Annotated in this window: 29 protein-coding genes; 16 read left to right on the forward strand and 13 right to left on the reverse strand. The window is 59.2% G+C overall.

Annotated elements, in window-relative coordinates; translation table 11 throughout:
• Nucleotides 1-6: 6 nt before the first annotated feature.
• From BLR20_RS11685 to BLR20_RS11705, 5 genes are read right to left on the reverse strand one after another with little or no spacing between them, the layout of a single operon-like run.
• Nucleotides 7-648 (reverse strand): tetratricopeptide repeat protein, encoded by a 642-nt coding sequence (locus BLR20_RS11685; protein WP_054993471.1) that lies wholly within the window; start codon nucleotides 646-648, stop codon nucleotides 7-9.
• Entirely contained in the window at nucleotides 645-1,454 is an 810-nt protein-coding gene (locus tag BLR20_RS11690) for an SDR family oxidoreductase (protein ID WP_054993472.1), read from the reverse strand. Before BLR20_RS11690 ends, BLR20_RS11685 begins: the two co-directional genes overlap by 4 nt.
• Nucleotides 1,441-2,130 carry an iron-containing redox enzyme family protein gene (locus BLR20_RS11695; RefSeq protein WP_054993473.1) on the reverse strand — a complete coding sequence of 230 codons (690 nt, stop codon included), beginning with the start codon at nucleotides 2,128-2,130 and terminating at the stop codon, nucleotides 1,441-1,443. The genes BLR20_RS11690 and BLR20_RS11695 overlap by 14 nt, the downstream gene beginning before the upstream one ends.
• Nucleotides 2,127-3,608, reverse strand: a complete 1,482-nt coding sequence (locus tag BLR20_RS11700; protein ID WP_054993474.1) for an AMP-binding protein — start codon at nucleotides 3,606-3,608, stop codon at nucleotides 2,127-2,129. The genes BLR20_RS11695 and BLR20_RS11700 overlap by 4 nt, the downstream gene beginning before the upstream one ends.
• A complete protein-coding gene (locus BLR20_RS11705; RefSeq protein ID WP_054993475.1) occupies nucleotides 3,598-4,275 on the reverse strand; it encodes a thermostable hemolysin in 678 nt (225 codons plus the stop codon). The genes BLR20_RS11700 and BLR20_RS11705 overlap by 11 nt, the downstream gene beginning before the upstream one ends.
• Before the next feature lie 289 nt (nucleotides 4,276-4,564).
• Between BLR20_RS11705 and BLR20_RS11715 the strand changes: the two genes are divergently transcribed.
• Both BLR20_RS11715 and BLR20_RS11720 read left to right on the forward strand, forming a co-directional pair.
• Complete coding sequence (locus BLR20_RS11715; protein ID WP_004416638.1) at nucleotides 4,565-5,902, forward strand: DEAD/DEAH box helicase; 1,338 nt, start codon at nucleotides 4,565-4,567, stop codon at nucleotides 5,900-5,902.
• A 195-nt stretch (nucleotides 5,903-6,097) separates the two neighbouring features.
• The gene (locus BLR20_RS11720; RefSeq protein WP_010436139.1) at nucleotides 6,098-6,400 is read left to right on the forward strand and encodes a hypothetical protein; all 303 of its coding nucleotides are present in this window, start codon (nucleotides 6,098-6,100) and stop codon (nucleotides 6,398-6,400) included.
• Nucleotides 6,401-6,792: 392 nt separating this feature from the next.
• On the opposite strand, the gene BLR20_RS11730 is transcribed toward BLR20_RS11720, so the two are convergent.
• The 4 genes from BLR20_RS11730 to BLR20_RS11745 form a co-directional block, all read right to left on the reverse strand.
• Nucleotides 6,793-7,656: a DUF6279 family lipoprotein gene (locus BLR20_RS11730; RefSeq protein ID WP_032614993.1), complete on the reverse strand. Its 864-nt coding sequence runs from the start codon at nucleotides 7,654-7,656 to the stop codon at nucleotides 6,793-6,795.
• 69 nt (nucleotides 7,657-7,725) lie between these two features.
• Nucleotides 7,726-8,454 (reverse strand): TorF family putative porin, encoded by a 729-nt coding sequence (locus BLR20_RS11735; RefSeq protein WP_054993476.1) that lies wholly within the window; start codon nucleotides 8,452-8,454, stop codon nucleotides 7,726-7,728.
• A gap of 144 nt (nucleotides 8,455-8,598) precedes the next feature.
• Nucleotides 8,599-9,111: a hypothetical protein gene (locus tag BLR20_RS11740; RefSeq protein WP_010433729.1), complete on the reverse strand. Its 513-nt coding sequence runs from the start codon at nucleotides 9,109-9,111 to the stop codon at nucleotides 8,599-8,601.
• Nucleotides 9,112-9,278: 167 nt separating this feature from the next.
• A complete protein-coding gene (locus BLR20_RS11745) occupies nucleotides 9,279-9,467 on the reverse strand; it encodes a hypothetical protein (RefSeq protein ID WP_002554403.1) in 189 nt (62 codons plus the stop codon).
• A 306-nt stretch (nucleotides 9,468-9,773) separates the two neighbouring features.
• Between BLR20_RS11745 and BLR20_RS11750 the strand changes: the two genes are divergently transcribed.
• A complete protein-coding gene (locus BLR20_RS11750) occupies nucleotides 9,774-10,610 on the forward strand; it encodes a CvfB family protein (protein WP_010433731.1) in 837 nt (278 codons plus the stop codon).
• 69 nt (nucleotides 10,611-10,679) lie between these two features.
• On the opposite strand, the gene BLR20_RS11755 is transcribed toward BLR20_RS11750, so the two are convergent.
• A complete protein-coding gene (locus tag BLR20_RS11755; RefSeq protein ID WP_054993477.1) occupies nucleotides 10,680-11,312 on the reverse strand; it encodes a DsbA family oxidoreductase in 633 nt (210 codons plus the stop codon).
• Between the two features lie 144 nt (nucleotides 11,313-11,456).
• Here BLR20_RS11755 and BLR20_RS11760 point away from each other — a divergent pair, with 144 nt between their 5' ends.
• Entirely contained in the window at nucleotides 11,457-11,858 is a 402-nt protein-coding gene (locus tag BLR20_RS11760) for a DUF2177 family protein (protein WP_032615000.1), read from the forward strand.
• Nucleotides 11,859-11,948: 90 nt separating this feature from the next.
• On the opposite strand, the gene BLR20_RS11765 is transcribed toward BLR20_RS11760, so the two are convergent.
• Nucleotides 11,949-12,329 (reverse strand): hypothetical protein, encoded by a 381-nt coding sequence (locus tag BLR20_RS11765; protein WP_010433737.1) that lies wholly within the window; start codon nucleotides 12,327-12,329, stop codon nucleotides 11,949-11,951.
• Between the two features lie 221 nt (nucleotides 12,330-12,550).
• On the opposite strand from BLR20_RS11765, the gene BLR20_RS11770 reads away from it, so the two are divergent.
• From BLR20_RS11770 to def, 3 genes are all read left to right on the forward strand, one after another.
• Entirely contained in the window at nucleotides 12,551-12,742 is a 192-nt protein-coding gene (locus BLR20_RS11770; RefSeq protein ID WP_003314503.1) for a CsbD family protein, read from the forward strand.
• Nucleotides 12,743-12,968: 226 nt separating this feature from the next.
• Nucleotides 12,969-13,934 (forward strand): YihY/virulence factor BrkB family protein, encoded by a 966-nt coding sequence (locus BLR20_RS11775; protein WP_003314504.1) that lies wholly within the window; start codon nucleotides 12,969-12,971, stop codon nucleotides 13,932-13,934.
• Nucleotides 13,935-13,984: 50 nt separating this feature from the next.
• Nucleotides 13,985-14,524, forward strand: coding sequence for a peptide deformylase (gene def / locus BLR20_RS11780; RefSeq protein WP_003314505.1), 540 nt, complete (start codon nucleotides 13,985-13,987; stop codon nucleotides 14,522-14,524).
• A gap of 24 nt (nucleotides 14,525-14,548) precedes the next feature.
• Here def and BLR20_RS11785 read toward each other — a convergent pair whose 3' ends face one another.
• Nucleotides 14,549-14,959 carry a GNAT family N-acetyltransferase gene (locus BLR20_RS11785; protein ID WP_054993478.1) on the reverse strand — a complete coding sequence of 137 codons (411 nt, stop codon included), beginning with the start codon at nucleotides 14,957-14,959 and terminating at the stop codon, nucleotides 14,549-14,551.
• Between the two features lie 120 nt (nucleotides 14,960-15,079).
• Between BLR20_RS11785 and BLR20_RS11790 the strand changes: the two genes are divergently transcribed.
• The 8 genes from BLR20_RS11790 (at nucleotide 15,080) to BLR20_RS11825 (ending at nucleotide 22,691) form a co-directional block, all read left to right on the forward strand.
• Nucleotides 15,080-16,093, forward strand: a complete 1,014-nt coding sequence (locus BLR20_RS11790) for an ABC transporter substrate-binding protein (protein WP_054993479.1) — start codon at nucleotides 15,080-15,082, stop codon at nucleotides 16,091-16,093.
• Nucleotides 16,094-16,268: 175 nt separating this feature from the next.
• Nucleotides 16,269-16,769, forward strand: a complete 501-nt coding sequence (locus tag BLR20_RS11795; RefSeq protein ID WP_010433744.1) for a hypothetical protein — start codon at nucleotides 16,269-16,271, stop codon at nucleotides 16,767-16,769.
• Between the two features lie 30 nt (nucleotides 16,770-16,799).
• Complete coding sequence (locus BLR20_RS11800; protein ID WP_003393272.1) at nucleotides 16,800-17,237, forward strand: nucleoside deaminase; 438 nt, start codon at nucleotides 16,800-16,802, stop codon at nucleotides 17,235-17,237.
• 367 nt (nucleotides 17,238-17,604) lie between these two features.
• A complete protein-coding gene (locus tag BLR20_RS11805; protein WP_010433745.1) occupies nucleotides 17,605-18,426 on the forward strand; it encodes an alpha/beta fold hydrolase in 822 nt (273 codons plus the stop codon).
• On the forward strand, nucleotides 18,416-19,603 hold the full coding sequence (locus BLR20_RS11810; RefSeq protein WP_054993480.1) for a PAS domain-containing sensor histidine kinase: 1,188 nt from the start codon (nucleotides 18,416-18,418) through the stop codon (nucleotides 19,601-19,603). Before BLR20_RS11805 ends, BLR20_RS11810 begins: the two co-directional genes overlap by 11 nt.
• Nucleotides 19,604-19,716: 113 nt before the next feature.
• Complete coding sequence (locus BLR20_RS11815) at nucleotides 19,717-20,901, forward strand: GAF domain-containing sensor histidine kinase (RefSeq protein ID WP_054993481.1); 1,185 nt, start codon at nucleotides 19,717-19,719, stop codon at nucleotides 20,899-20,901.
• A gap of 250 nt (nucleotides 20,902-21,151) precedes the next feature.
• Complete coding sequence (locus BLR20_RS11820; RefSeq protein ID WP_032615015.1) at nucleotides 21,152-21,472, forward strand: hypothetical protein; 321 nt, start codon at nucleotides 21,152-21,154, stop codon at nucleotides 21,470-21,472.
• A 55-nt stretch (nucleotides 21,473-21,527) separates the two neighbouring features.
• Nucleotides 21,528-22,691 (forward strand): PQQ-dependent sugar dehydrogenase, encoded by a 1,164-nt coding sequence (locus BLR20_RS11825; protein ID WP_032615017.1) that lies wholly within the window; start codon nucleotides 21,528-21,530, stop codon nucleotides 22,689-22,691.
• A 91-nt stretch (nucleotides 22,692-22,782) separates the two neighbouring features.
• Here the strand turns inward: BLR20_RS11825 and BLR20_RS11830 are convergent, their stop codons facing one another.
• Nucleotides 22,783-23,091 carry a PepSY domain-containing protein gene (locus tag BLR20_RS11830; protein WP_054993482.1) on the reverse strand — a complete coding sequence of 103 codons (309 nt, stop codon included), beginning with the start codon at nucleotides 23,089-23,091 and terminating at the stop codon, nucleotides 22,783-22,785.
• Nucleotides 23,092-23,393: 302 nt separating this feature from the next.
• Between BLR20_RS11830 and BLR20_RS11835 the strand changes: the two genes are divergently transcribed.
• A complete protein-coding gene (locus BLR20_RS11835) occupies nucleotides 23,394-25,568 on the forward strand; it encodes a TonB-dependent siderophore receptor (protein ID WP_054993483.1) in 2,175 nt (724 codons plus the stop codon).
• Nucleotides 25,569-25,787: the final 219 nt, after the last annotated feature.

The raw sequence follows: 25,787 nt of genomic DNA on the forward strand, positions 1-25,787 counted from the left end.
TCTCCGTCAGTTGAGCTTCTTGTTCACGCTGGCGAGCAGCGACTGGATGTCTTTCCTGCGCCCGGCGTCGGCCTCTTCACGGCCAGGACGGGGTGGTGCCTGCAACGCTTTGTTCAGAGCTTGCTGTGCTTGAGCATAGTTGCCTTGATCGAACTGATGTTGCGCCGAGAAAAATAGCGTATCGATGCCGTTCGGGTTGATTTTCAACGCCTGTTCCAGCAATTGCCCGGCCTTGGCCGAGTCGCCGAAACCTATCGGCCAGCCGGGAACCTTGTCATACAACGCTGCCAGGCTGGTGTAGGCCGAGCCCTGCAAGGCATTGGGGTCCAGGGTCATGGCCTTTTCCAGGTCGGCCTTTGCCTGTTTGGCTTTGCCCAGCGCACCAAGGCCACCTTGTGCTCCGGCCCAACTGCTGGTGACGATGCCTGACCAGATCCACGCTTCTGCAGCGCCGGGACGATCCTGAGTGAAGGCCGTGGTTTGCGTGGCGAGCTTCTCGAACGCATCGACACGCTGCTTTTCGGGCAGGCCGTACTGAATATGCGCCCATTCCTTCTGGATACCCGCCAGACGTTGCTGGTCAGGTGCATCGAGTGCCCAGAGCGGCAGGCTGATCAGGCTCATGACGACGAAAGCGATTCTTTTCATGGTATGTGCTTCTCTTGCGCAATGGGTGAACTGTGGTGGCGGATCAACGGGAGATGCTTGCGCAGGCCCCGGTCCACGAGGGTCGGCAACAGGCTGTTGAGCCTGACGAAAAAGCGCTCCGGCCAACCGAGGTAAAGCTCTCTGCGGTTGCCTGCAATGGCCTGGAGTACCGCCTGGGCGACGTCTTGCGGGTCGTCGACTGCTGAACTCAGCGCGTCGTTCAGCGCCTGCGCTGCAGCACTGTTCATGCTGGTCCGGGTGGCGCGCGGTGCGACGTACAGTACGCCGACCCGGGTGTCGGCCAGCTCGCGACGCAGCGCTTCGGAAAAACCTCGCAACGCGAACTTGCTGGCGCAGTAAGTGGCATACCCGGCATGGCCGATGGAGCCGTAGGTAGAACCGACGTTGACCACCATGGCTTCGCTGGCCTGCTTGAGCACCGGCAGCATCAGGCTGGTCAACTGGATCGGTGCATGCACATTGAGGGTCAGCATGGCATCGATGTCGCTGGCTGACAGCTGCTCGAGCATCGCGAAATGGTTGGTGCCCGCGGCATTGATCAGCAGGTTGACGCCAGGCACAGCGCCGACCGCACGAACCACCTGCTGACGACCCTGTGCCGTGCACAGGTCTGCCTCGACCCAGTGCAGATTGGCAGGGTAGAGTTCGAGCAGTTGACGCAGTGGATGTACGTGCCGCGATACCGCCAGGACCTTGGCGCCCTGGCTGCACAATGCTTCGGCAATGGCCAGACCGATGCCGCCGCTGGCACCCGTTAGGACGACGTGCGCGTCAGGCAGCCGCATGAGCCGACTCCTTATGCGCGGTCAGCGCAGCGCCCGGCAATTCGCGAAACATGTCGGTGTACAGGCGGTAAACCATGCGCGACGCATGGATCACGGCCTGTTGATCGTCCGGATCGTCGACCTTGTCCATCAGCTTGCGGAAGGTTTCCATGTGGCCTATGTCCAGGCTGCCGTGAGAACTCAGGTAGCTGAACGCTTCTGGTCCAAGGCCGAGCCCTGCGCGCATGCTGTCTGCTGCATGGGTGGCCAGGGCAATGCTGGTGCCTTCCAGCACATTGACCATGCCGAACAGGCCCACCGGGTTGCCGCGTGCGATGAGGTCGTAAAGGTAGGCGACCATCAGTTCGATAGGCGCGCCGGGCTGCCCGTTTTCCACGGCCTCGGCCTGACCGCCACAGGCACGCAGGTCGTTGAGTACCCATTTTTCATGCCCGTATTCATCCTCGATGTATTCACATACGGCCGCGCGCAGCCATTCCATCCTCGACGGCAGCCGGGCGCCACAGGCCATCATCAATGGCACGGTATGACGCACGTGGTAATAGGCCTGGGTCAGAAAGGCCCGGTAACTTTCCAGGCTGACCTGGCCAGCCATTGCCTGGCGAATGATCGGCAGGTTGAACAGCGTTTCGCGTTGTTCCTGGGTCGCATCCTGCAGGGTCTGAAAAAAGCTCATGACAAGGCACCTTGGGTCAGGTTGTAGGGAGTGAAAAGTGCTTGGTAGCGTTCAAGAATGGCCTCGCGGCGCGGCCGGCCATTCGCGGTAGACAAACCGTTTGCGGGGCTGAACGGCTCGTCGAGTCGCGTCCAGCTCTTGACGCTGGCGTAATCGGGCAGCGTCTGATTGGCCTTGTTGACGGCCTCTTCGATCTCCACGTCAGTGGTGTCGGGACGCGATGGCCAGATCAGGGCGTGGTTGGACGGCAGGGCCTCGCCATACACGAACGCCTGGGCAATGCAGTGGTTCTGGGTAAGTTCTGCTTCGATCCATTCCGGATTGACGTTACGTCCGAAGCTGGTCACGAACTGATGTTTCTTGCGGCCCTTCAAGTACAGGTAGCCATCAGCGTCGAACTCACCCAGATCGCCGGTAGGCCACCAGGCCGGTGCGGGTGTGGTGTCGCCCAGATAACCGAGCATTGGACTGCCGGCCACCAGCACTTCGCCGTCAGCGGCCAGGCGTAACCTTATGTGCGGCAGTGGACGGCCAACACTCCCGGCACGCCGGGCGTCCGGACGATTGAGGGTGATGACCGAGGCGCACTCCGACAGGCCATAGCCCTCGAAGACCGGCAGGCCTGCCGCTTGAGCGCGCAACAGCAGATCGTGGCTGACGCGCGCGCCACCGACTGCGGCGAAGCTCAGCATCGACGCATCGAACGCACCCGCTTCGCAGGCCGTCACTAGCAGCAGCAACAATTGAGGGACCAGAATCATGCTGTCCGGGCGGCGCTGCTGCAAAAACATCAGCAGGCGCGAGGCGTCGACGCCACTGGCACCCTGAATACCCAGGTCCTGCTGGCTTGGCAGGCTGATGCGTGCGCCGGCATACAAGGCTGCATAACAACCTATGTTTTCCAGCAGGATCGCCAGCGGCAAGAGGCTCAGATGGTGTACAGGCCGCACCGACTGACTGGCTTCATGAAGCCCGCGAGCAACCCTGAGGATGCTGTCGGCACTCAGGCAAACACCCTTGGGGGTGCCCGTGGTGCCCGAGGTGAAGGTCAGTTTGGCGGTGCCCACCGGCATGTATGTGTGCTCGGCAGCGCGGCGTTGCCAGAATGCGCCATGTTGTCGGTAATCAGAGGCCTGCAACTCTTGAGCGAAGACTGATCCGGTAATCACCGTGTCCGCCTGGCTTCGCTCCAGGCAATGCCGTCGTTGGGCGAGGCTGAAGAATGGCGGCAGCGCCACACAGCTCAGCCCTTCGAACAGTACGGCCAGGTCCCAGAGCAGGGCGTCGGGGCTGTTGTCCAGCATCAGCGCCACGATCTGCGCATTGGCGGCGCGCAATTGTTCGCGGCGCTGCGTGAGCTCCTCGACCAGTGCGGCGTAATCCAGCGCCCGGTCTTCGCCTTGCAGGGCGATGGCCAGAGGCTGCTCGTCGGCAAGCGTCTGCAGTCTTTGCCAAAAGGCTTCACGTTCATGCGACATGGCAATCAGGCTCCAGTGTTTGTGGCAGTCCAAAGCGCTCGAAGATGCCCATGCTGCTCAGGTGCAGAAAACCGGCACGGATGTCGCCGACATGCACGCTGGGCCGTGAGTCGTAGTACGAGCCCCAGGTGTGACGCTCTTCGCCCAGACGTGCCGGATCGGCAGCGCACAGCGTGACCGGATTCAGGCCCAGACGATTGAAGCTGTTGACCAGTGCTCCGTTGCCGGTAAAGGCAACCCATTCGAAACCGCCCATCGCCAGCAACCAGGTCACTGTGATGATGCTCAGCCGGGCGCTGCCCAGGCTGCTGGCCGCCAGGTTGCCGACTTCGACAATGCCCTGGCGCTCGATCGGGCGCCCTGCCGCAGTGTTGACCTGCTGTTCGATGGGGTGATCCAGATAGCTCTCCAGAAACAATGTGCCAGCGCTGGCGTGACGAATGCCGGCGACGGCACACAGCGCGCCGCTGCCGTCCTGGAGCCCGAAAAGCTCCGGCATGAATTGCCTGACGTCGGCGTTGTGGGCCTTGCGAAATTGTTGCTGAACGAACCGTTCCAGAGGCTCACGCTGCTGTTCATGCGCCAAGACGCGGAAGAGGGTCAGGGCGGGAGCCCCGGTATTGCCAAAACTCAGCGGTAGACGAATGTTCCAATCGATATCAGGCATTGGCGAGGCTCCTCCCCCGGTCAGCGAGTAGGGTGGAGTATCGAAGCGGTTTCTTAACCGAATCTGAAGGTAGAAAAATAAATCACGGCCTTCGATTTTTTAGCGTGTATGAAGGGAGAAAAAGCCTCGCGAAGAGCGGCCCGGCAGCGTTGCCCGGCAACGTTTCGAATGGCCTTTATCGGCCCTTTGGTAAACAAAATCAGCCTTTGGTGGTAAAGAAACTCGGCCCCGACGCTCGAAACCGTTACGCTATGCAGCTGTATTTTTGTTTTTCGTCGAGGTAGCACCCGTGTTTTCCGAATTCGCCCTGCACGAACGCCTGCTCAAAGCTGTGGCCGAGCTTAAATTTGTCGAGCCTACGCCCGTGCAGGCGGCCGCCATTCCGCTCGCACTGCAAGGGCGCGACCTGCGGGTGACTGCGCAAACCGGTAGCGGCAAGACCGCCGCATTTGTGCTGCCGATCCTCAACCGTCTGATCGGTCCGGCCAAGGTTCGCGTCGACATTCGCGCAGTGATCCTGCTGCCAACCCGCGAGCTGGCTCAGCAGACGCTCAAGGAAGTCGAGCGCTTCTCGCAGTTCACCTTCGTCAAGGCCGGTCTGATCACCGGTGGCGAGGACTTCAAGGTTCAGGCCGCCATGCTGCGCAAGGTGCCGGACATTCTGATCGGCACGCCGGGTCGTCTGCTGGAGCAGTTGAACGCCGGCAATCTGGACCTCAAGCACGTTGAAGTGCTGGTCCTGGACGAAGCCGACCGCATGCTGGACATGGGCTTTTCTGAAGACGTCGAGCGTCTGGCCGGCGAATGTGCCGGTCGTGAGCAGACCATGCTGTTCTCGGCGACCACCGGCGGCGCTGGCCTGCGGGAAATGATCGGCAAGGTGCTCAAGGATCCACAGCACTTGCAAGTCAACAGCGTCAGTGAGCTGGCTTCCGGCACGCGCCACCAGATCATCACTGCCGACCACAACGTGCACAAAGAGCAGGTTCTCAACTGGCTGCTGGCCAACGAGACTTATAAGAAAGCCATTATCTTCACCAACACCAAGGCCATGGCCGACCGTCTGTATGGCCGTCTGGTGGCGCTGGAGTACAAGGCGTTCGTGCTGCACGGCGACAAGGACCAGAAGGACCGCAAGGCGGCCATCGACCGTCTCAAGCAAGGCGGTGCGAAAATCATGGTCGCCACCGACGTGGCGGCTCGCGGCCTTGATGTCGAAGGTCTGGACATGGTGATCAACTTCGACATGCCACGCAGCGGCGACGACTACGTCCACCGCGTCGGGCGTACCGGTCGTGCGGGCAGCGACGGCCTGGCGATTTCGCTGATCTGTCATGGCGACTGGAACCTGATGTCGAGCGTGGAGCGCTACCTCAAGCAGAGCTTCGAGCGTCGCGTCATCAAGGAAGTCAAAGGCACCTACGGCGGGCCGAAGAAGGTCAAGGCCTCCGGCAAGGCGGTAGGCGTCAAGAAGAAAAAGACCGACGCGAAGGGCGACAAGAAGAAAGTCGCGGCCAAAGGGCCGACCAAACGCAAGACGGTCAACCGTCCCAAGTCCGATCTGGTCAGCCAGGACGGCATGGCCCCGCTGAAAAAACGCAGCACCCCGGCCCCGGCCGCCGAGTGATTGCCGTGATCGCTCCCGTGCATTCGGGAGCGATCAACTTCTTTTGCAGTCTGTCTTCGTGCTGACAATGCCTCGCTACACCGCCCGCCAGCTTCTCTGAACCGTCATACACCTCGCAGGTCACACCCTTTGAGTCGCATGCCCGTGGCTGGATGTCATGGGTGATCATTCCATGCTGGACGGAGGTTTAGAGAAATGACTTACAACTGGGATCTTATCGAGCGTTTGTTGCACGAAGTGCAGAACAACGGCACCCCCTCGACATCCACTGAATTCGAGACGCTGCTCAATCGCAGCTACATCGAACCGCGTCCTCGTGAGGAAGGTGGAGATGGCTCGACGTACATGCTGACAAAGCGCGGCGCGAGCCTGCTGGCTTTGATCGACAGCAGCATTCCGGGGAATGACCATCCGCGTCAGGTACTCAACGAGCAGGCAGGCGACCCGCTTGATCCGGCGCTCTTTGACACCATCGCCAAAAAGCCCCAGATCGCATAAAACCGCTGACGTTGCGCATGCCGACTCGGGCCAGGACGCAGAGCGTCCGGAACGGCATGCCCACGCGGAGCATGGGCACGATGGTGATAGGGCTATCGTTCCTCACGCTCCAGCGTGGGAATGCCTTGGGTGACGCTCCGCGTCACGATTCTGCGCCACACCGCGCACTCAAGGCAGGACGCAGAGCGCCCGGAACGGCATGCCCACGCGGAGCATGGGCACGATGGTGATAGGGCTATCGTTCCTCACGCTCCAGCTTGGGAATGCCTTGGGTGACGCTCCGCGTCACGATTCTGCGCCACACCGCGCACTGAAGACAGGACGCAGAGCGTCCGGAACGGCACGCCCACGCGGAGCATGGGCACGATGGTTGTGGTGAGAGGGCTATCGGACTACTTTTGCGACTTCAGGCAATCGAGGTCGGTGAAGTCCTTGCGCATGTCGGCGATGCGGCTCAGTAGTTTGGCGCGTTGTTCCGGGGTGCTCAGGGCGGTGATGTCGACGATCAGCGATATCGCGGCTTTCTCGGTCTGGTCGTAGGCCTTGCGGTATTCAGGGGTCCAGAACGTCTCGCGGTCCTGCAGCAACGCGGCGATGCGTTGCGGGAAGTCGCTGGCCTGACGCTGCTGTACGGTGGCGAGGAACAGGTTCTGCCAGCGCGTACGGTTTTCAATCCAGGCCTTGTTCTGCTCGCCGAGTGATGCAGACCAGGCCTGAATGCGGTCTTTCTGCGCCTGATTGAGCTTGCCGACCCACGGCGTCACGCGTTTCTGCATACGGTCGGCACGTTCTGCAATCTGGCGTTCCAGTGGCTGGTCGAGGTATTTGTTTTCGCGCTTGCGCTGATCCTTGGCGAACGACTCCTGCATCTCCTGCACTTGCTTGTCGTCAAAGCGCGACAGCAACTCCACCGCAGACGGCGTGATCTCCTTCGAGATCTTGGATATCGCCTCTTTTGCTTCGCTGGTCCGAGCCTGCAGCCCTTCGTAAGTCACCTGGTCGGTCTTGACCATGTCTTCGAGCTTGTCCAGCCAGGTCAGGTATTCCGGCAGCTGGGTGCTGCAATGCCAGCTCAAGTGTTGCTTGAGGCGCACGTCCAGCCAGCTTTTCTGTTCCGAGTTCATGTCCAGGTAGTCGCTGAGCGTCCACGGAATGATCACGTCGAGGTTGCGATACGCCAGTCCTACCTGATTGCATCCTGCGAGCAGTGCAACGGTCATCAACAGCGTGACGAATGCTTTGAATAAAGACTGCATGACATCTCCTTGGCGTACTGACGTGCAGTAGAGGAGCGTAGCGTCTGGCAGTTCAACCGGTTTCGGCGTTTAAAAGAATGAACGCACCGCTTTGAGGGTAAACGTCCCGTCACAGCGTGCATTGTGGCCGCTGTAGACGCTGCAATCGCCGCCGCTCAGGCTTGAGCCGCTGTAGATGAGGTTCATGTCGATGCCCAGCCAGGGGCGTGACAGGTTCAGCGACCAGTCGTTGAAGCCGTTGATTAACCCGCCGTCGGCGGCGGACTGCGGCGTATCGAATTGATGATTGGCGTACTGCATGCGCACGCCGACTCCGAGCTGCTCGATGGCGCCCAGATCGACGAATACCGTGCTGTCGCGGGTGCCGACATCGTTGCTGAAGGCCGCGCCGATCCGGCTGTTACGCATGCGCAGACCGGCATAGAACTCGTGGCTGTCGATCTGGCTGGTGTCGGGGTAACTGTAACGAATCATCCCCAGCTCGTAGCCCAAGGTGTTATCGAAGGGCTTCTTGAAGCCCATGTAGGAATCGAGCTCCATCCCGGTATCTGAGGCCAGGCCCATGTTGGGCGCCCATTGTCCGAAGTAGAAGCCGCTCTCGTGGGTCAGGTCCATGCCGCCATGAAAGGAGCCGGAACCGCCGCTGGGCGTCACCAGACCCTGGGCCATGCTGCGCGTAGGCGTGGTAGCAAGTTTCAGGTCGAAGTCGCCCAGATCCCGCTCCAGAACCTGGGCAGAGACAGACTGACAAACAAGCATGGCGCTGAAAGACAGCACGTGTAAGCGATGACTGAGCATGGCTCACTCCTTGATCTGCGAGGAGTGTGGTCAGGGATGGCGTATCGAAAATGGCTCAGGAGCCGACACAAACCGCGAGCTAGAGCCTCGCAAGGATACCGTCGAAATGCGCTGAGGGCGGACCGTTCGTCGATCCGTTATGTGTCAGTTGGCCGCAGTGGTGCGCGCAGAGGGAATGATCAGCCCGCGAATCACCACCAGCGCCTGCTGAAACGACGGGTAGCCGCTCTTGGCAACGTCCAGTTGGGCATATTCGGCCTGGTAACGCTCGGCCAGCTTTGGATCGCTGACGCTCAGTTGCTGGGAGAGCAGGGCGATGGCCAGGGGATGCTTGTGTTTCGCGGCGGTTTGCAGCAAATCGATAATCTGCTTCGGGTCGGCCTGCTGACGGATCAGTAGCACGGCCTGGTAGAACTCGGCTTCGCCCGACGCGTCGTCAAGTGCGGCTCGGCGCAGCATGGCCTCGGCCAGTTCATAGTTTTCGCGGTCATCTTCGCTGATCAGCAGTTTGGCCTGCAGCATGTCGTTCTGATACAGCAGGTGCTCCGCCCGGCAAGGGCTGTCGGTAAGCTGGCTGTCGTTGGGGCCGTTTTCGCAGTGGTGCGACGCGCAGCCGCCAAGGTAGACAAGTGCACCGAAAAGCATCCAGTTCTTCATTCGAGCATTCCACAAAGAAGATAACGTCCAGAGCGTGATCCAGCTCGTGGTCATAGTGATATCAGAGGAGAGAGTAGCAGCGTGACCGGAAGAATATCCAGCGAAGGATGGTCAATCTAGCGCCTTGAGTGTCAAGGCGCGTAGAGATCGACAGGCAGGACGCGGTTTTACTTTTTACCGAGATTGATCTGCTTGGAAGGTGCGAAGGTCTGGCCACTCACGCCTTTGGCAATTTGCTGGATTTCACCGCCGGACTTCAGGAAAGCTGCAATCTGCGCGTTGATCGAGTCGCTCGTTTCAACGGCTGGGGCGGGTTTGGCTTTCGAGTGGGATGCTTTGATACGCATGGCTGCCATTTACCTTCATAAACGTAATACGGCCAGCCAGAGTACAGGAAACGCTTGATTATTGCTTGGTGATTATGGCACTCGCCCGAGCCGAGCCTGCACTCGGCGGCTTGGCGAATTTATTCTGGAAGTCGCTAACCGACTGTTTTCAGTAAAAAAATATCAATGAGGTGCCGCGGCGCTGCGCGGCAAGGCCAACCCATGACGAATCGGGAAACTGACGAGTGGAGGCTGCGTCGAAGCGTTCGGCCACGCTACGCGAACCCGGACTCAAAGTCGGGTAGAATGCCGCCCACGTAATGAGGGTATCTGGAAATGGCTTTAATCGGGCGCTACAACAGCTTGCAAATCGTCAAGCACACGAACTTCGGTCTGTATCTGGACGGTGCGCAGGATGGTGAAATCCTTCTGCCCAATCGGTACATCCCCAAGGACGTTCCTACGGAAGATGAAGACTGGCTCAATGTGTTCATCTATCTGGACAGCGAAGACAAGCTGCTCGCCACTACTGAAAAACCCAAGGTGCAGGTCGGTGAGTTCGCCAGCCTGAAGGTGGTTGAAGTCAACAGCATCGGTGTGTTCCTCGACTGGGGCCTGCCCAAGGACCTGTTGCTGCCTTACTCCGAAGAGAAGCGCACCCTGCAGGCCGGCGATTACTGTGTGGTTCACGTCTACCTCGACAAGCACACACGGCGCATTACCGCCACTGCGCGCCTGGATCGTTACCTGGACAAGACGCCTGCCAGCTACAGCGTGGGGCAGGAAGTCGATCTGCTGGTGGCCGAAGCGACCGACATGGGGTTCAAGGCGATCATCAACAACAAGCACTGGGGCCTGATTCACAAGAACGAAGTGTTCAAGTTCATGCGCGCCGGCAAGCAGGAAAAAGGCTACATCAAGGAAATTCGCAGCGACGGCAATATCAGCCTGAGCCTGCAGCCTGTCGGTGCAGAGGCCGCCAGCAGCCTGAACTCGAAGATTCTTGCCAAGCTGCGCGAGAACAACGGCACGCTGCCGGTCAGCGATAAAAGTGATCCGCAGGTCATCAGCGGTCTGTTTGGCGTCAGCAAGGGCAACTTCAAAAAAGCCATTGGTGCGTTGTACAAGCAGGGGCAGATCGTGATTCACGCCGACCGTATCGAGCTGGTCTGATACGGCGTCGCAGCCTGGGTGCCCTGGCGGCAATCGATGTGAGCTGCAATCGATGCAGCTCGCGGCACCTCAGGCCCAGGTGGCGAGCGCGTCTATTTCCTGGCTCAGGCGATCGAACGGCAAGGTGCCGTTGAACACCCGGGCGTCTTCCAGCGCCTCGTCACTGCGTCGCAGCAGCAGGACCGGCACCGCTCTGAGCCCAAGCTTTTGCGCCAGTTGCTGGTCTTCCGTCACGGCCTTTTCGAAATGACCGGCGTTGAGTGCCTGCTCCATTGCTTGCCGATCCAGCCCGAGCGCGTTGGCCAGGTCGAGCAGTGTGTGCGTCTCGCCGATATCCAGCCCCTTTTCAAAGAACGCCCGATAAGCCTCCTTGTGAAACGCTTCAAAACTCCCTGCGTTCCTGGCAAACGCCGCAGCTTCCAGAACCTTGCGGCTGCGCGGCTGAACGCTGGGCATCTTCATCGTCACCTGACGCCTGTCGGCCATCGGCAGCACTGACCGAGACCAGGTTTCACGCAGATAATCGGCACTCGGGTCGAGCAGTTCCAGCGGATCGGGGCGCAGTTCAAAGGCATGCCAATTGAATTCGAGCCGTTCACCGTAGGTTTGCTGAAGCTGCTCCAGGACGGCCAGTTGCAGGTAGCAGAACGGGCAGACGTAGTCGCTCCAGACATCTATTTTCAGGGGACCAACAGTGTTCATGTGGTTGAAACTCCATAACGCTAGTTAACACTGACTCCCTTAACCTTTTAAAAGTCCTGAAGTTGGATGGATCAATGTCTACCTTTGGTCGGTCATACCCTCAAGCGGGCATTCCCGGACCTGAAACTTCATCAAGGACGCGCCATGAAAAGAATACTGATCGCTTACTTCGGCACATTGCTGGCTTTTTTGATCCTCGACGGAGTCTGGCTGGGCGTACTGATGGGGCCGACCTACCGTGAATGGCTCGGACCGCTGATGCTCGATACGCCGGTAGCAGGACCTGCCATCGCGTTTTATCTGCTGTATGGGGCGGGGGTGGTGTTTTTCGGCGTCATGCCTGCACTCAGCGTGCAACGACTGAGTCACGCGACATTGTGCAGCGGTCTGCTGGGGCTGATTGCCTATGGCACCTATGACCTGACCAACTGGGCCACGTTGCAGGGCTGGCCTGCGCAACTGGCGCTGGTGGACCATGCGTGGGGCACGGTGGTGTCGGCGCTGGCCGGTACGGCGGGCTATCTAGCGGTACGTAAGTTTGCCTGAAGCGCCGTGCCGCAATGAGCGTTGCCGATGCGCAACGTTCACCCGACGCAGTGCGCGAGCGTAGCGGCTACGCTGCCGCTACGTTCACAGTTACTTCTGCAGGAAGCTGGCAAAACTCAGGTTGCTGCCCTTGGGGCGCATGTCCTTGAGGAAAGAGTCCTTGTCGGCGCTCAGCTCCAGGCTGACGGTCGGTTTGCGCTTGTCCGCATTGCGCACTTCAAGCCCTTCGATGTGATCGCGCATGAAGACCGTGGTCACTTTCAAATGCAGCAACTGGTCGGTTTCAGGCGTGTGCAGCAGCAGGTGCAGCCACTCGTACTGACCTACTTGCAGGCGCGGCACAGGCAGGTCGAACCACCAGATGTTTCTTTTGTGGTCCAGCACGGCGAAATGCGTGTTGTTGACGCCCAGCACTGCGCCACCCAGATCCTGGTTTCTGCGTGCAATGGCCAGCTTTTTATCGAGTTTCATAACGTTCCTGTGAATCGGTGTGTTCAGCGTGTCGGCCCTGCCGGACAACGGTGGCGCGCATTCTCGCACAAACTCTGCCGCAAACCTGCCCCAATGCACGGCGGATGAGCGGCAACAGCGGCTGGGAAAATAGTTGAAACTCTTTGCCATCCACACAGGTCAATCTTTTGTCGAGTACGACATCCGATTCCAGTGCGGTCTTCAGACCCAGGAGATTTTCGATGAGCAGCACCAGCGATAAAGCCAAAGGTATGGCCAACGAAGCAGTTGGTAACGTCAAGCAGGCTGTTGGCAAGGCTACCGACAATGACAAGCTGCAGGCTGAAGGCAAAGTACAAGAGCTGAAAGGTGAAGGCCAGCAGGCTGTAGGCAAGGTCAAGGACGCCATCAAGAAGGGCGTTGACAAGGCTTGAGTCGATTGTTATCGGCGCCCTGGCGCCGGTGGCTGGCATTACCGATAACGGTCATCCACGGATGGCCGTTATGCTTTCTGCTCTGCGGGACTGAAACCTTTCATGGCCTGTCCAGTCAATGTGCCATCGGTATTCGCGTATCGGCTCCGTCAGCGCGATACGTCATGTATGAGATGCCGGTTTTCAGGATGTAAGGTTTTCCAGTAAGGGAGCGAGAGGAAGCGCCATGATTTTCCCCCATTTGCGTAAATTGAAAGTCGGCAAGGTGCTGGTGAGAACCGTCAACGAGTTCCTCGATGACGAGATGTCCACCTATGCATCGGCACTGGCTTATCAGATGCTGTTTTCTCTGTTTCCGTTTCTGCTGTTTCTGATCGCATTGATCGGCTTTCTGCACCTGCCTGACTTTTTCTCCTGGTTGCGACTGCAATCGGAATTCCTCCTGCCGCCGCAGGCACTCGAACAGGTCAACCCGGTCATCGACCAGTTGCAGCAGTCCAAGGGTGGCTTGCTGTCGATCGGTATCGTCATCGCGCTGTGGACCGCGTCAGCGGGTGTGCGCCTGATGATGAGCGCCATGAACGCTGCGTACGACGTCGTCGAAGGGCGCCCCATCTGGAAGCGTCTGCCGCTGTCGATTCTCTACACCGTAGGCATCGCCGGCATGTTGCTGGCGGCAGCCGCCTTCATGGTGCTGGGGCCACAGGTCATGAACTGGATTGCCGCGCAGATCGGCATGGAAGACTTCATCGTGACGCTGTGGACCATCCTGCGCTGGCCCGCGATCATTATTCTGCTGATGGTCGCTGTGGCACTGATCTATTACGTGATGCCTGACGTCAAACAGGAGTTTCGTTTCATCACCCCAGGTTCGGTGCTGGCCGTGGTGGTGTGGATCGTTGCTTCCCTGGCCTTCGGTTTTTACGTCAAGACCTTTGCCGACTACAACGCCATGTACGGCAGCATCGGCGCGATCATCGTGCTGCTGCTGTATTTCTACATCTCGGCGGCGGTGCTGTTGCTGGGGGCGGAAATGAATGCGGTGATCGAGCACATGTCCGCTGAAGGCAAGGATGCAGGCGAGAAGGAAGCCGGTGACGGCGGCGAAGAAAGCAGCGAGACAGACAAGCAGCATGTCTCCGGTCTTGGCCGCGACCACTCGGTGCCGCTGCAGAAGGCTGACGAAGCCTGATCGATTTCTGTGGCAAGATCGCTTTTTAAGTCGGCAAGAGACAGGCAGTCATGATCCACAAAATTCTGAAGATGGGCGATGAGCGCTTGTTGCGCATCGCCCCTCCGGTGCCCGCAGAGATGTTTGGCAGCAGCGAGCTCGACACGCTGATTGCCGATATGTTTGAAACCATGCACAGCGTCGGCGGTGTCGGCCTGGCGGCACCGCAGATCGGCATCGATCTGCAACTGGTGATTTTCGGTTTCGAGCGTAACGAGCGCTATCCCCAGGCCGAAGCGGTCCCGCAGACCATCCTGATCAACCCGCTGATTACCCCGTTGAGCCCGACGCTGGAAGAGGGCTGGGAAGGGTGCCTGTCAGTGCCCGGATTGCGCGGCATGGTGGACCGTTATCAGAGCATTCGTTACGAAGGCTTCGATCCTCAAGGCCAGCCCATCGAGCGTGTCGCCCATGGTTTTCACGCGCGGGTCGTTCAGCATGAATGCGACCACCTGATCGGTCGGCTTTATCCGTCGCGCATCACCGACTTCAGCAAATTCGGCTTCATGGACGTGATGTTTCCGGACATGGACCCCAACGCCGACGAGTGATGGTCATGTTGCGCTGCGAAGCTGTCACGCTTCGCGGCACAGTGCGATCAGCGGCTTGCTGCGGCTGTAGCGCATGAATCGTTCGCCCAGGGCCTGGGGCAGACGCTGTGCCGTCTCGAACCCTGAACGTTGGTAGAAGCCCAGCAGGTCCGGATGGCAGAACAGCCAGACCGGCCCGGCCAGCGGTTGCAACGCCGCTTCGATCAAGCCTCGCGCCACGGCTTGTCCGCGCAGCGCCGGCGCCACGAACAGCCCGGTCAGCCAATGCCCCTCTGCGACAGGCGTCAGGCACAACGCACCGATAATTTCCGCCCGCTTTGCAACCCACGCCTGGCCCTTGCCGGCAGCGCGCATCGACGACTGGTGCTCACGGTAGAACTTGCCCAGCAACGGGCGACATTCATCAGGCAGCGGATAAAACTGGATTTCGGACATCGCGGGCGCGCTTGAAAACAGGGACTTGCATCATACAGAGGCTAACGCCGTGACAACTAATCGGCGCAGGCTGGTGTCGATACTTTCAGACCCGTTTGTTCCGCGCCATTTGAGGTGAGCATGAAATCAATAACACGACTACTGGGCTGTTCACTTCTGGCGCTGAGCCTGCTTGGGCAGACAGCGACAGCGGCTGAAAAAACCAAGCCAATCCAGTTCGGCGCGCTGACCTGGGAAAGCGGCAGCCTGATCACTGAAGTCCTGCGCACCATCGTCGAGAAGGGCTATGGCTACCCGACCGATACGTTGCCCGGCAGTACGGTCAGCCTGGAAACCGCGCTGGCGAAAAATGACATTCAGGTGATCGCCGAAGAGTGGACCGGACGCAGCCCGGTGTGGGTCAAGGCTGAAGAGGAAGGCAAGGTGCTCGGCGTGGGCGACATCGTCAAGGGCGCGACCGAAGGCTGGTGGGTGCCCGAGTACGTGATCAAGGGCGATGCCGCCAAAGGCATCAAGCCGCTGGCACCGGACCTTAAGTCTGTCGCTGATCTGGCGCGCTACAAGGACGTTTTCAAAGACCCGGAATCGCCGGACAAGGGCCGATTCCTCAACAGCCCGAGCGGCTGGACCTCGGAGATCGTCAACACTCAGAAACTCAAGGCTTATGGCCTGTCCGATAGCTTCGTCAACTTCCGCACCGGCTCGGGTGCAGCACTGGACGCCGAGGTCGCATCGTCCATCCGGCGCGGCAAGCCCGTGTTGTTTTACTACTGGTCACCTACGCCCCTGCTGGGCAAGTACAAGCTGATCAAACTGGACGAGCCCGCCTTTGATGCTGAAGCCTGGAAAACCCTGACCGACGCCAGTAACCCCAACCCGCGAGGCACCTCTTCGCTGGCGGCAAAGCTGTCGATCGGCGTTTCGGCAGAATTCAGCAAGCAATACCCGGAGCTGGTGAGTGTCTTCAAGGGCGTGGATTTCCCGATTGATCTGCTCAACAAGACCTTGGGCGAAATGAGTGACAAGCATGAGGATGCCAAGGTCGTGGCTGCACGCTTCCTCAAGCAGCATCCCGAGGTGTGGAAAGCCTGGTTGCCTGCCGATGTCGCCGAACGGGTCAGCGGCAGTCTTTAATTATCTTTACGGGATCATCGTTCCGGCATCGTTGTTTTGGAATTGTCACGCTGCTGCATGACACGAGGCGCATAGCTGATAACGGCATCAATGGCCGGTATGCGACGCGCCGAGTGGTAAAGCCGGGCCGAGCTGATAAGTTCAGGTCCGGGCCAATCGATGCTCGGGAGGCGTCATGACTGATCACGTTCGGGGCTCGCGCGGCATGTGGCAGATCTGCCTGGCATTGCTGGCCTGTCTGTGCCTGGACGCGATGCATCCGGCCAGCGCCGAAGAGGCCGACGACATGGCGCTGGCCCTGGTGGAGCAACGAAACCTGGGCGAAGGTCTCGCCTGGCTGGGGTATCAGGTCGCCTCGCGCACTGAGACGTTTGCCGGTATCGTGCAGGCAGTCGGCAAGACTGAAGCGCAGGAACTGGTACAGAAGGAATTGCAGCGCCTAAAACCGGAATACCAGGCTCAGTGGGACCGCAATCTGGCAGCGGCTTATGCTCATTCATTTACCGCCGAGGAGTTGCGTTCGCTCAATCAGGGCGACGGTTCGCCTTCATTGGGGAACAGATTCAGGGCCAGAAACACCCAGGTCAGCGCCGATATGAAAGCCCGGTCATCGGAGCTGCTGGGACAATTTGTCAGTCGTGCGCTAGGCAACGCCGAGGCAGCACTGCAACACTGACAGCTATTTTTGACGATACGAGGCAAACACATGGACGCATTCATGCAGGCAGCATTCGATGAGGCACAACTCGGGCTGAAGGAAGGCGGAATCCCTATCGGCTCGGTGATCGTCCACGGCGGAAAAATCATCGGTCGAGGCCACAATCGTCGCGTACAAGAGGGCAGTGCGACGAAGCACGGCGAGATGGATGCGCTGGAAAATGCCGGTCGCCAGCCGGCCAGTGTCTACCGTGACTCGGTCCTCTACACCACGCTGTCGCCTTGTGCGATGTGCAGCGGTGCGATTCTGCTCTACGGCATCCGCAAAGTGATCATCGGCGAGAATGAGTCATTCATGGGCGAAGAAGAACTGCTGCGCTCGCGTGGCGTGCAGATCGACGTGCTGGATAACCCTGAGTGCACACACATGATGAAGGACTTCATCGCCAGCAAGCCCGAACTGTGGAACGAAGACATCGGTGAGTAAAGACCGCTTCTTGTCAGCTTCCCGCCCCTTGGACGGTTTTGCTCATCGTGCCAATGCGGAGCGTGAGGAACGAGAGCTGTTCGTAACCCTCGCTGCCATGCTTCGCGCTCACCGATATACGCAAATGTAACTGTTTATGGTGCCAATGCTCCTCGTTGGCATGCAGTTCGCGACGCTCCGCGTTACCCCGCTCATCCCTCGCGAGGTCCGGGCCTGGCTCAGATTACTGCCCGTCATTAATCTGCTTTGGCGCCTGTCTTAAAGTGCGGTTTGTGCCACTAATGTGCCTTTAACGGTGATAACCTCCTCCCATCTTTATTACGGTATTCATACCCAGCCGTTTACCTGGCCATTTTTGGAGCCCGATATGTCGGTCCAGCAGCGCAACAACGTCAATATTTTGGGCGACGGACCGATCACTCTGATTTTCGCTCATGGATTCGGCTGCGATCAGAACATGTGGCGTTTTATGGCGCCGCACTTCGCAGAGCGTTTCAAGGTCGTGCTGTTCGACCTGGTGGGCAGCGGCAATTCTGATACGTCGGCCTGGTATCCGCACAAGTACTCTTCGCTCAAGGGCTATGCAACCGACTTGCTGGAGTTGGTCAACGAGTTCGCCGCAGAGGGGCCGGTGGTCCATGTCGGTCACTCGGTCAGTTGCATGATTGCCGTGCTGGCCGAGCTTCAGTCACCCGGCCGCTTCGACGGCCACATCATGATTGGTCCATCCCCGCATTACCTCAACGAGGAAAATTACATGGGGGGATTCAATCGCGCTGATGTCGATTCGTTGCTTGAGACGCTGGAAAGCAATTATCTTGGCTGGTCAAGCACCATGGCGCCGACACTCATGGGCGCCTCGGACCGGCCTGAACTGAGCGAAGAGCTCGCCAACAGTTTTTGTCGTACCAATGCCGAGATCGCCAGACAGTTTGCCCGCGTGACGTTTTTATCCGACCATCGTGCCGATGTCGGGCAACTCAAGAGCAGAACACTCATTCTGCAAAGCAGCGACGATATGGTGGTGCCAGTCGAAGTGGGTGAATATTTGCACCGCGTCATTACCGACAGCACCCTGCGCATGATCGACAACGTAGGGCATTACCCGCACATGAGCGCAGCACAGGAATGCATTACTGCGATGAATCAGTTTCTGGCCTTTTACGAGAGCGCCGTACATGACCGTTGAACAGGTGAGTCTGCCTGTTACGGAAGACCTCTACGAGCATGCGCCCTGTGGTCTGTTGATCACGTTGCCCAACGGCACTATCGAGCGTGCCAACCTGACGTTTTGCCGATGGCTGGGTCTGGAGCGCGACGCTGTTGTGGGCCTCCGCTTCCAGGATCTGCTGAGCCTGGCAGGCAAGGCCTTTCTGCAGACCCACTGGGCGCCCACGCTGCAGTCGCAAGGTTCAATTGCCGAGGTCAAGGTCGAGCTGATTCATGCCGATGGCCGCCCCATTCCGATGATGCTCAATGCCGTCCGCCGCGAGCACCCGTCGGGGTATTTGCATGAAGTGGCCGTGTTCCTGGCCGAAGAGCGCAACAAGTACGAGCGTGAGCTGCTGGCTGCCCGCAAGATCGCCGAAGAGCTTCTGCAACAGCAGATGACCGTGCAGAGCGAGCTGACCTCGGCGCGCAATCGCTTGCGTCTGGCGCACGCCGAGGCGGAGATCCGGGCTATTTTTGCCGAACAGATGATTGGCATCGTCAGCCATGACCTGCGCAACCCGCTGGCCGCGATCAAGATGGCGGCCGGACTGCTGGAGCGCACGCCGCTGGAGTCGCGGCAGGAGCGGATTCTGGGACACATCAATCATTCCACCGACCGTGCCGATCGCATGATTGTCGACCTGCTGGATTTCACTCACGCCCGGGTCGGCAGTGGCATTACCGTCGTTCCTCAGCCTATCGATTTTCACGCAGTCGTCGCCCGGGGCGTCGAAGAGCTGCGCCAGGTTTTCCCGGATCGAGTGCTGACCCATCGCAGCGAAGGGCAGGGCGCGTGTTCGGCTGATCCTGACCGCCTGTTGCAGATGCTCGGCAATCTGGTGAGTAATGCCATCAGTTACGGTACCGACGACGGCGAGGTTCTGATTACATCGTCGTTTGACACCTGGATGATCAAACTGTCGGTTCACAACCTCGGTGAACCGATACCGATGGAGAAGGTAGACGACCTGTACGAGCCCGTCGTACGTGTGGTCAGCGACAGTGACGAGACCCGCACCGTCGGGCTCGGCCTGTTTATCGTGCGCGAGATCGTTCGAGCCCATCTGGGCGATGTGACGGTTCGCTCTTCGGCTGAAGAGGGCACGACGTTCACCGTGGCGTTTCCGCGTCCCCCGGCGAAACCGGGGGGGTGATCAGGTTTCATGCAGATTGACGATCAACCCGTGTGATTCGCGGGTGCAGAAAAATCGTTACAGTTCTAAACTAACGTGCTGCGTCATCACATCAAGGTTCATACAGGTTCTACATGCGGCGATCCATTTCAAATGATGTGGCCACGATCAGTCGAATCAGCGCGGTGCCGGCTATCCTGCAGGTCATTGCCGAATCCACCGGGTTGGGTTTCGCCGCCGTGGCGCGTGTCACCGAAACCACCTGGACGGCCTGTGCGGTCCTGGACACGCTTGATTTCGGTTTGAAACCTGGCGGCGAGCTGGAATTGAGCAGCACCATCTGCCACGAGATTCGCAGCTCCCACAAGGCTGTGGTGATTGATCATGTCGCCGAGGATCCGCTGTTCTGTGCGCATGACACCCCGCGCCTGTACAGCTTCCAAAGCTATATCTCGGTGCCGATCTTTCTTTCCGACGGCTCCTTTTTCGGCACTATCTGCGCGCTGGACCCCAAGCCTGCAAAGCTGATCGGCACGCCCATCGAGGCCATGATGGTGTCGTTCGCACGTCTTCTGGCGCTGCAGATCGAGGCCGAGGAAAACCTGCAACAGGCGCGTGAAGACCTGCTCGCCGAACGTGAGGTGGCTGAGCTGCGCGAGCAGTTTATCGCCGTGCTTGGCCACGACCTGCGCAACCCGCTGTTCGCCATCAATGCCAGTGCCGAATTGCTGTTGCGCCGTCCGCTGGATGAGAAGGCCCGGCAGATCGTGCAACACATCCTGACCTCTGGCCAGCGCGCCTCGCAGCTGGTCGATGACGTGCTCGATTTTGCCCGCGGCCGTATGGGTCATGGCATTCCCCTGAGTATCCATGAGGCGCACGGCCTGGATAAGACTCTGGAGCATGTGATTTCAGAGGTGCAGCGCGTTCACCCGTCGCGGCCGATTCACTCGAACATAGGCGCGCTGGAGCGTATCCGTTGCGATCATGAGCGGATCGCGCAATTGCTCTCCAATCTGGTGTCCAACGCGATCAGCCACGGTGATGCCGAGAGCCCGGTCGAAGTGACGGCAGGCGTGCATGGCGAGGTGTTTGCGCTCAGCGTTACCAATCAGGGCGAGCCGATACCTGAATCGGTTCGTGCGCAACTGTTCCTGCCGTACTCGAGACCCATCACCGACGAGCCGCAAGCCGGGCTCGGACTGGGGTTGTACATCGCCAGCGAGATAGCCATTGCTCATGGGGGTACGCTCGAGGTGTGCTCGACGCGAGAGCAGGGCACGGTCTTTACCTTCAGCATGCCGTTGAAGTCTGCGTAGGCCCCCTTTGCCAGCCTGTGTCTTATGACCACACAGGCTGCCAGCGAGACGCTTTTTTTGGGCTCCGGAAACCTTGGGCTGCACGCCGTTGCGTCGTTCGGCTTCGACAGCCCTGACCATCCTTGTTACAAACTCTCCCACCGCTTTGCTTGCTCATCGGCTGTGCCGAGTCGAACCTGAGGCCCGGGTTGCCATCAAAGGCCTGAGCCTTCACGGTTACTCCGAAGTTTCACTTTGCCCAGAGGTAGTGATGAACAGTTTTGTGCGCAATCTTGTTGGCGGCGTGCTTGTTGCGTCATGCAGCATCGGTGCGGTCCAGGCGCAGACGCTGCCAAACAGCACTCTCAACAACGGTGCCAGCAGCAACCCGTATAACAGCCCGATTCACCGTGCCAACCCCAACAGCCGCCAGGGCACCGAGTCCAGCGTGCCGCCGTCCCGGGGCCCCAACATAGCGCCGCCAGTGCGCAAGCCTACTCTGGAAAACGGTGGCATCGGCAACGGCTACCCTACGCGCCAGAACACGCCACGTCCTTCTACACCGACAACCGACCCCAGGCGCGGCAACTGAATTTTCAACCCGGCGAACCCGTGTGGACGTCGACTCAATGCATAAGGAAACGCTCATGCTTAGAAAAACCCTGATCGCGACATTGTGTACTGCAGCCATTCTGAGCCTGCCAATGACTGCCAGCGCCGCTACGGAGTCCTACAAAAGCGAACTGGGCACCGTCACGGTGACGCCTGTTGTCGAAGGTCTGGATCATCCCTGGGGGCTGGCCTTTCTGCCTGACAGGCAAGGCATGCTGGTGACAGAGCGTTCCGGCAATCTGCGCGTGGTGTCGGCGGATGGCAAATTGTCCGCACCGCTTTCCGGGGTCCCGCAAGTCTGGGCGCAGAAGCAGGGCGGCCTGCTGGATGTGGTGCTGTCACCGGACTTCGCCAAGGACCGTATGGTGTATCTGACCTACTCCGAGGGCAGCGGCAAGACCGCCGCCGAGGGCGATACCGCCGGCACTGCCGCAGGGCGTGGTCGTCTTTCCAAAGACATGACTCGTCTGGAAGACTTCGAAGTCATCTTCCGCCAGGAACCGAAACTGTCGGTGGGCAACCACTTCGGTGCGCGGATGGTCTTCGATCGCGACGGTTACCTGTTCATCGCGCTGGGCGAAAACAATCAGCGCCCTACTGCGCAGGATCTCGACAAGCTGCAGGGCAAGATCGTGCGCATCTATCCGGACGGCAGCGTACCGAAAGACAACCCGTTCGTGGGCCAGAAGGGCGTGCGCCCGGAAATATGGTCCTATGGCCATCGCAATCAGCAGGGCGCCGCGCTTGACCCCTGGACCGGCACGTTGTGGACCAACGAGCATGGCCCCAAGGGTGGCGATGAGCTGAATATCATCGAGCGTGGCGCGAATTACGGCTGGCCGATCGCGACTCACGGTATCGATTACTCGGGTCAGCCGATTTCGGAGTCCAAGGGCAAGGTTGTCGAAGGGACCAAAATTCCGTTCCAAGTCTGGGAAGTGTCACCGGGCCTCAGTGGCATGGCGTTCTATGACCACAGTCTTTTCAAGGCATGGGATCACAGCGTATTCATCGGCGCGCTGGCCACTGAAGAGTTGATCAGGCTGCAGTTCGAGAATGACAAAATCGTTCATGAAGAGCGTCTGTTGAAAGACATGAAGCAGCGCATACGGGATGTGCGTCAGGGACCGGATGGTTACTTGTATCTGTTGACCGACGACGATAAGGGAAGTCTGCTGAAAGTCGGCCTGGCTCAGTAATAACCTGTTAAACGCTTAAAAAGAAAATTCCCACAATATTGTGGGAATTTCCTTATGAGTTGCTTGCGGTGGTAACCGTTAAACAGTCGGATCAATTGTCCTTTTCGTCACGTATCACTTCGCCCGTCTTGGCATCGACGTCGTAGTTCCACTCCACACCCTTGGCGTCTTTCAGTTCGATCTGATAGATCAGGCGGCCGGTGCGGTCCTTGTCCAGTTCGGTATCGTGGACTGTGAAGCCCTGGTGCTTGGCAACCGCATTCTTGTTGAACTGTTCAAAGTCACCCAACGCCTGAGACTTGTACAGGCGGATCACTTCATCGGGACCAACGTCAGCCTGGGCGGTACCTGCAACAGCAGTGAGGGCAACAGCGGCGAAAACGGCAGGCATAAGTTTCATGGGGTATTCCTTTCTGATTGATCTGTCTTGATTGATTCATCACACGCTGATTGGTTCAGCGGTTTTGTTGAACTCAGGTTATCCATGCTTACTTAATTCACGCTTAATTATTCAAGTGTGCGGAGAGTTTTGAAGCAGGTCTCGCTCTGCCGATTCGTAAGTAAAGTTTTCCCCTGCACTTTGTTTACAGGCAGAGCGTCACGCAAAGGTTGAAAAAAACCGGCAGTGAACGTAAAAGGTTGGCCCCCTGCCGGAAGGTGCGTCGCGTCTGTCCAGGCATCTGTCCTTGCGGAGTCTGATCGATGAGAACGCCTTACCGACCTGCCATGCGTCACGCCTGGCGATTGTTGCCGTTGGGCATGGCGGTTGCCTCGCCGTTGCTGGCCGCTGAGGCGCTCAGTCTGGATGCGGTCAACGTCACCGGTTTCAGCGAGCCGGAAAGTAGCGGCGACTATAAAGCTGAGCGGGCGTCGATCTTCGGGTTGGATCAGGCTTCTTTGCTGGATACACCGGCGTCGGTGTCAGTGTTCAGCGCTGCGCTGATCAGGGACCGTCAGGCAAAGCTGCTGAGTGAAGTGCTGCGCAACGATGCGTCGGTCGGCGACGGCTACGCGCCGGTGGGCTATTACGAAAACTTTGTGGTGCGCGGGTTTTCGTTGAACGCCGCCAACAGTTATCGCATCAACGGCCGCAGCATTGCCGGCGAGCAGAACGTAGCGCTGGAGAACAAGCAGCAGGTCGAGCTGCTCAAGGGGCTATCCGGCCTGCAGAGTGGCGTGGCCGAGCCTGGCGGGGTCATCAACTATCAGACCAAGCGGGCGCAGGACGTCCGGTCGGTCACGGTCTCTACCAACGAACACGGCGAGCGCTACATTGCGACCGACGTCGGTGGCTGGTTCGGCAGTGAGCAACAGTTTGGCCTGCGCGCCAACCTTGCCCACGAAGACATTCGCTCGTATGTCGAACACGCCGATGGCCAGCGCGATTTTGCCTCGCTGGCGTTCGACTGGAACATCAGCGAGCGCGCCCTGCTGCAACTCGACGTCGAGTACCAGACCAAAGAGCAGCGTTCGGTGCCCGGTTATCAACTTCTGGGCGGCACTGCGCTGCCTCACGACGCCTCGCCGCGTAAATTGCTGGGTTACCAGAACTGGTCCAATCCGGTCGGTATCGACTCGCTTGACATGAACGGACGTTTCGAATACCGCTTCAATGACAGCTGGAAGGGCAGTCTCAGTGCGTCGCGCAGTCGGGTGGTCATCGATGACTACAGCGCCTTTGCGTGGGGGTGCTACGGCTCGGCCAGTTGCGCTGGGCAAGCAGTGCCCAACCACTTCAGTGCCGAGGGCGGTTATGACATCTATGATTTCCGTAGCCCGGACGACACGCGTCGCAACGATGAAGTCGAAGCGGCCATGTCCGGTACATTCACGACCGGATCGCTGGGGCACGAACTGACCTTCGGCAGCAGTGCCTACCGCCGCACGGTCGATACGCGCGGTACCTTCAACGAATTCGTCGGCTCGGGCAATATCAATGAAACGCCTGAGCAGGTGGCTCCTTCGACCCTGGCGCTGCCGCACACCGAGCGTCGTCTGGACAGCCGCCAGTACGGAGTGTTTGCCACTGACCGGATCAGCTTCAACGAGCACTGGCAAACCGTGCTGGGCGGACGCGGAGTGCGGCTCGACGAGCAGGCATTCAACGAGGACGGTAGCGATGCGCGACACACCGAGCGTTATGTGTTTCTGCCCCAGGCGGCGCTGATCTACAAGCCAGTGGACAATGTTTCGCTCTACACCAGCTACAGCAAGGGCCTGTCGCTGGGCGGGACAGCCGCTTGGTTCACCAGCAATGCCAGTGAAATTCTTGCGCCGACCGTGTCCCGACAGCTTGAGGCAGGCATCAAGTATGACTGGCAGCGCATGAGCCTGACCGCCGCAGTGTTTCAGGCCCGCCAGGCGTACCAGTACTCCAGGCCCAACGATGACGGCACGTTCACTTATGTGCAGCAAGGCGAACAGAAAAACACCGGCCTTGAACTGGGGGCGAGTGGCTGGGTGACTGACCGTCTGCAGATATCCGCCAGTGCGGCGGCGATTCGGGCGCGTGTTGAAGACAGCGGCACCGAGGCCTATGACGATCATCAGGCCCTCAATGTGCCCAAATACCGTGGCACCCTGCAAGCCGACTACAGCCTGCCGGTGCCCGGGCTCGCATTGCTCGGCGGAGTGCAGTACAGCGCCAGCAAGTACGCTGACCGGGAAGGCTCCGTGCAGGTCAATGACTACGCACTGTTCAATATCGGCAGCCGTTACAGCACCCGACTCAGCGGCTATGAAACCGTCCTGCGCCTGACCGTCGACAACCTGTTCGACAAACGCTACTGGCGCGATGCCGGTGAGTATCTGGGTGACGACTACCTGTTCATGGGCGCGCCCAGAACGGCGAGACTGTCGGCCACCGTCAACTTTTAGCGGAAGGGCCCTGTTACGCGGAGCGTCGGCACGATAGTTGAGATGATCGTTCCGCATGTTCCAGCATGGGAATGCAGTTCTCGACGCTCTGCGTCGTCAAGAGGACGCAGAGCGTCCAGAACGGCATGCGACGCGGAGCGCCGCACGATAGTTGAGATGATCGTTCCGCACGCTCCAGCGTGGGAATGCAGTTCTCGACGCTCTGCGTCGTCAAGAGGA

This window comes from Pseudomonas congelans (assembly GCF_900103225.1).
Taxonomy (GTDB): Bacteria; Pseudomonadota; Gammaproteobacteria; order Pseudomonadales; family Pseudomonadaceae; genus Aquipseudomonas; species Aquipseudomonas congelans.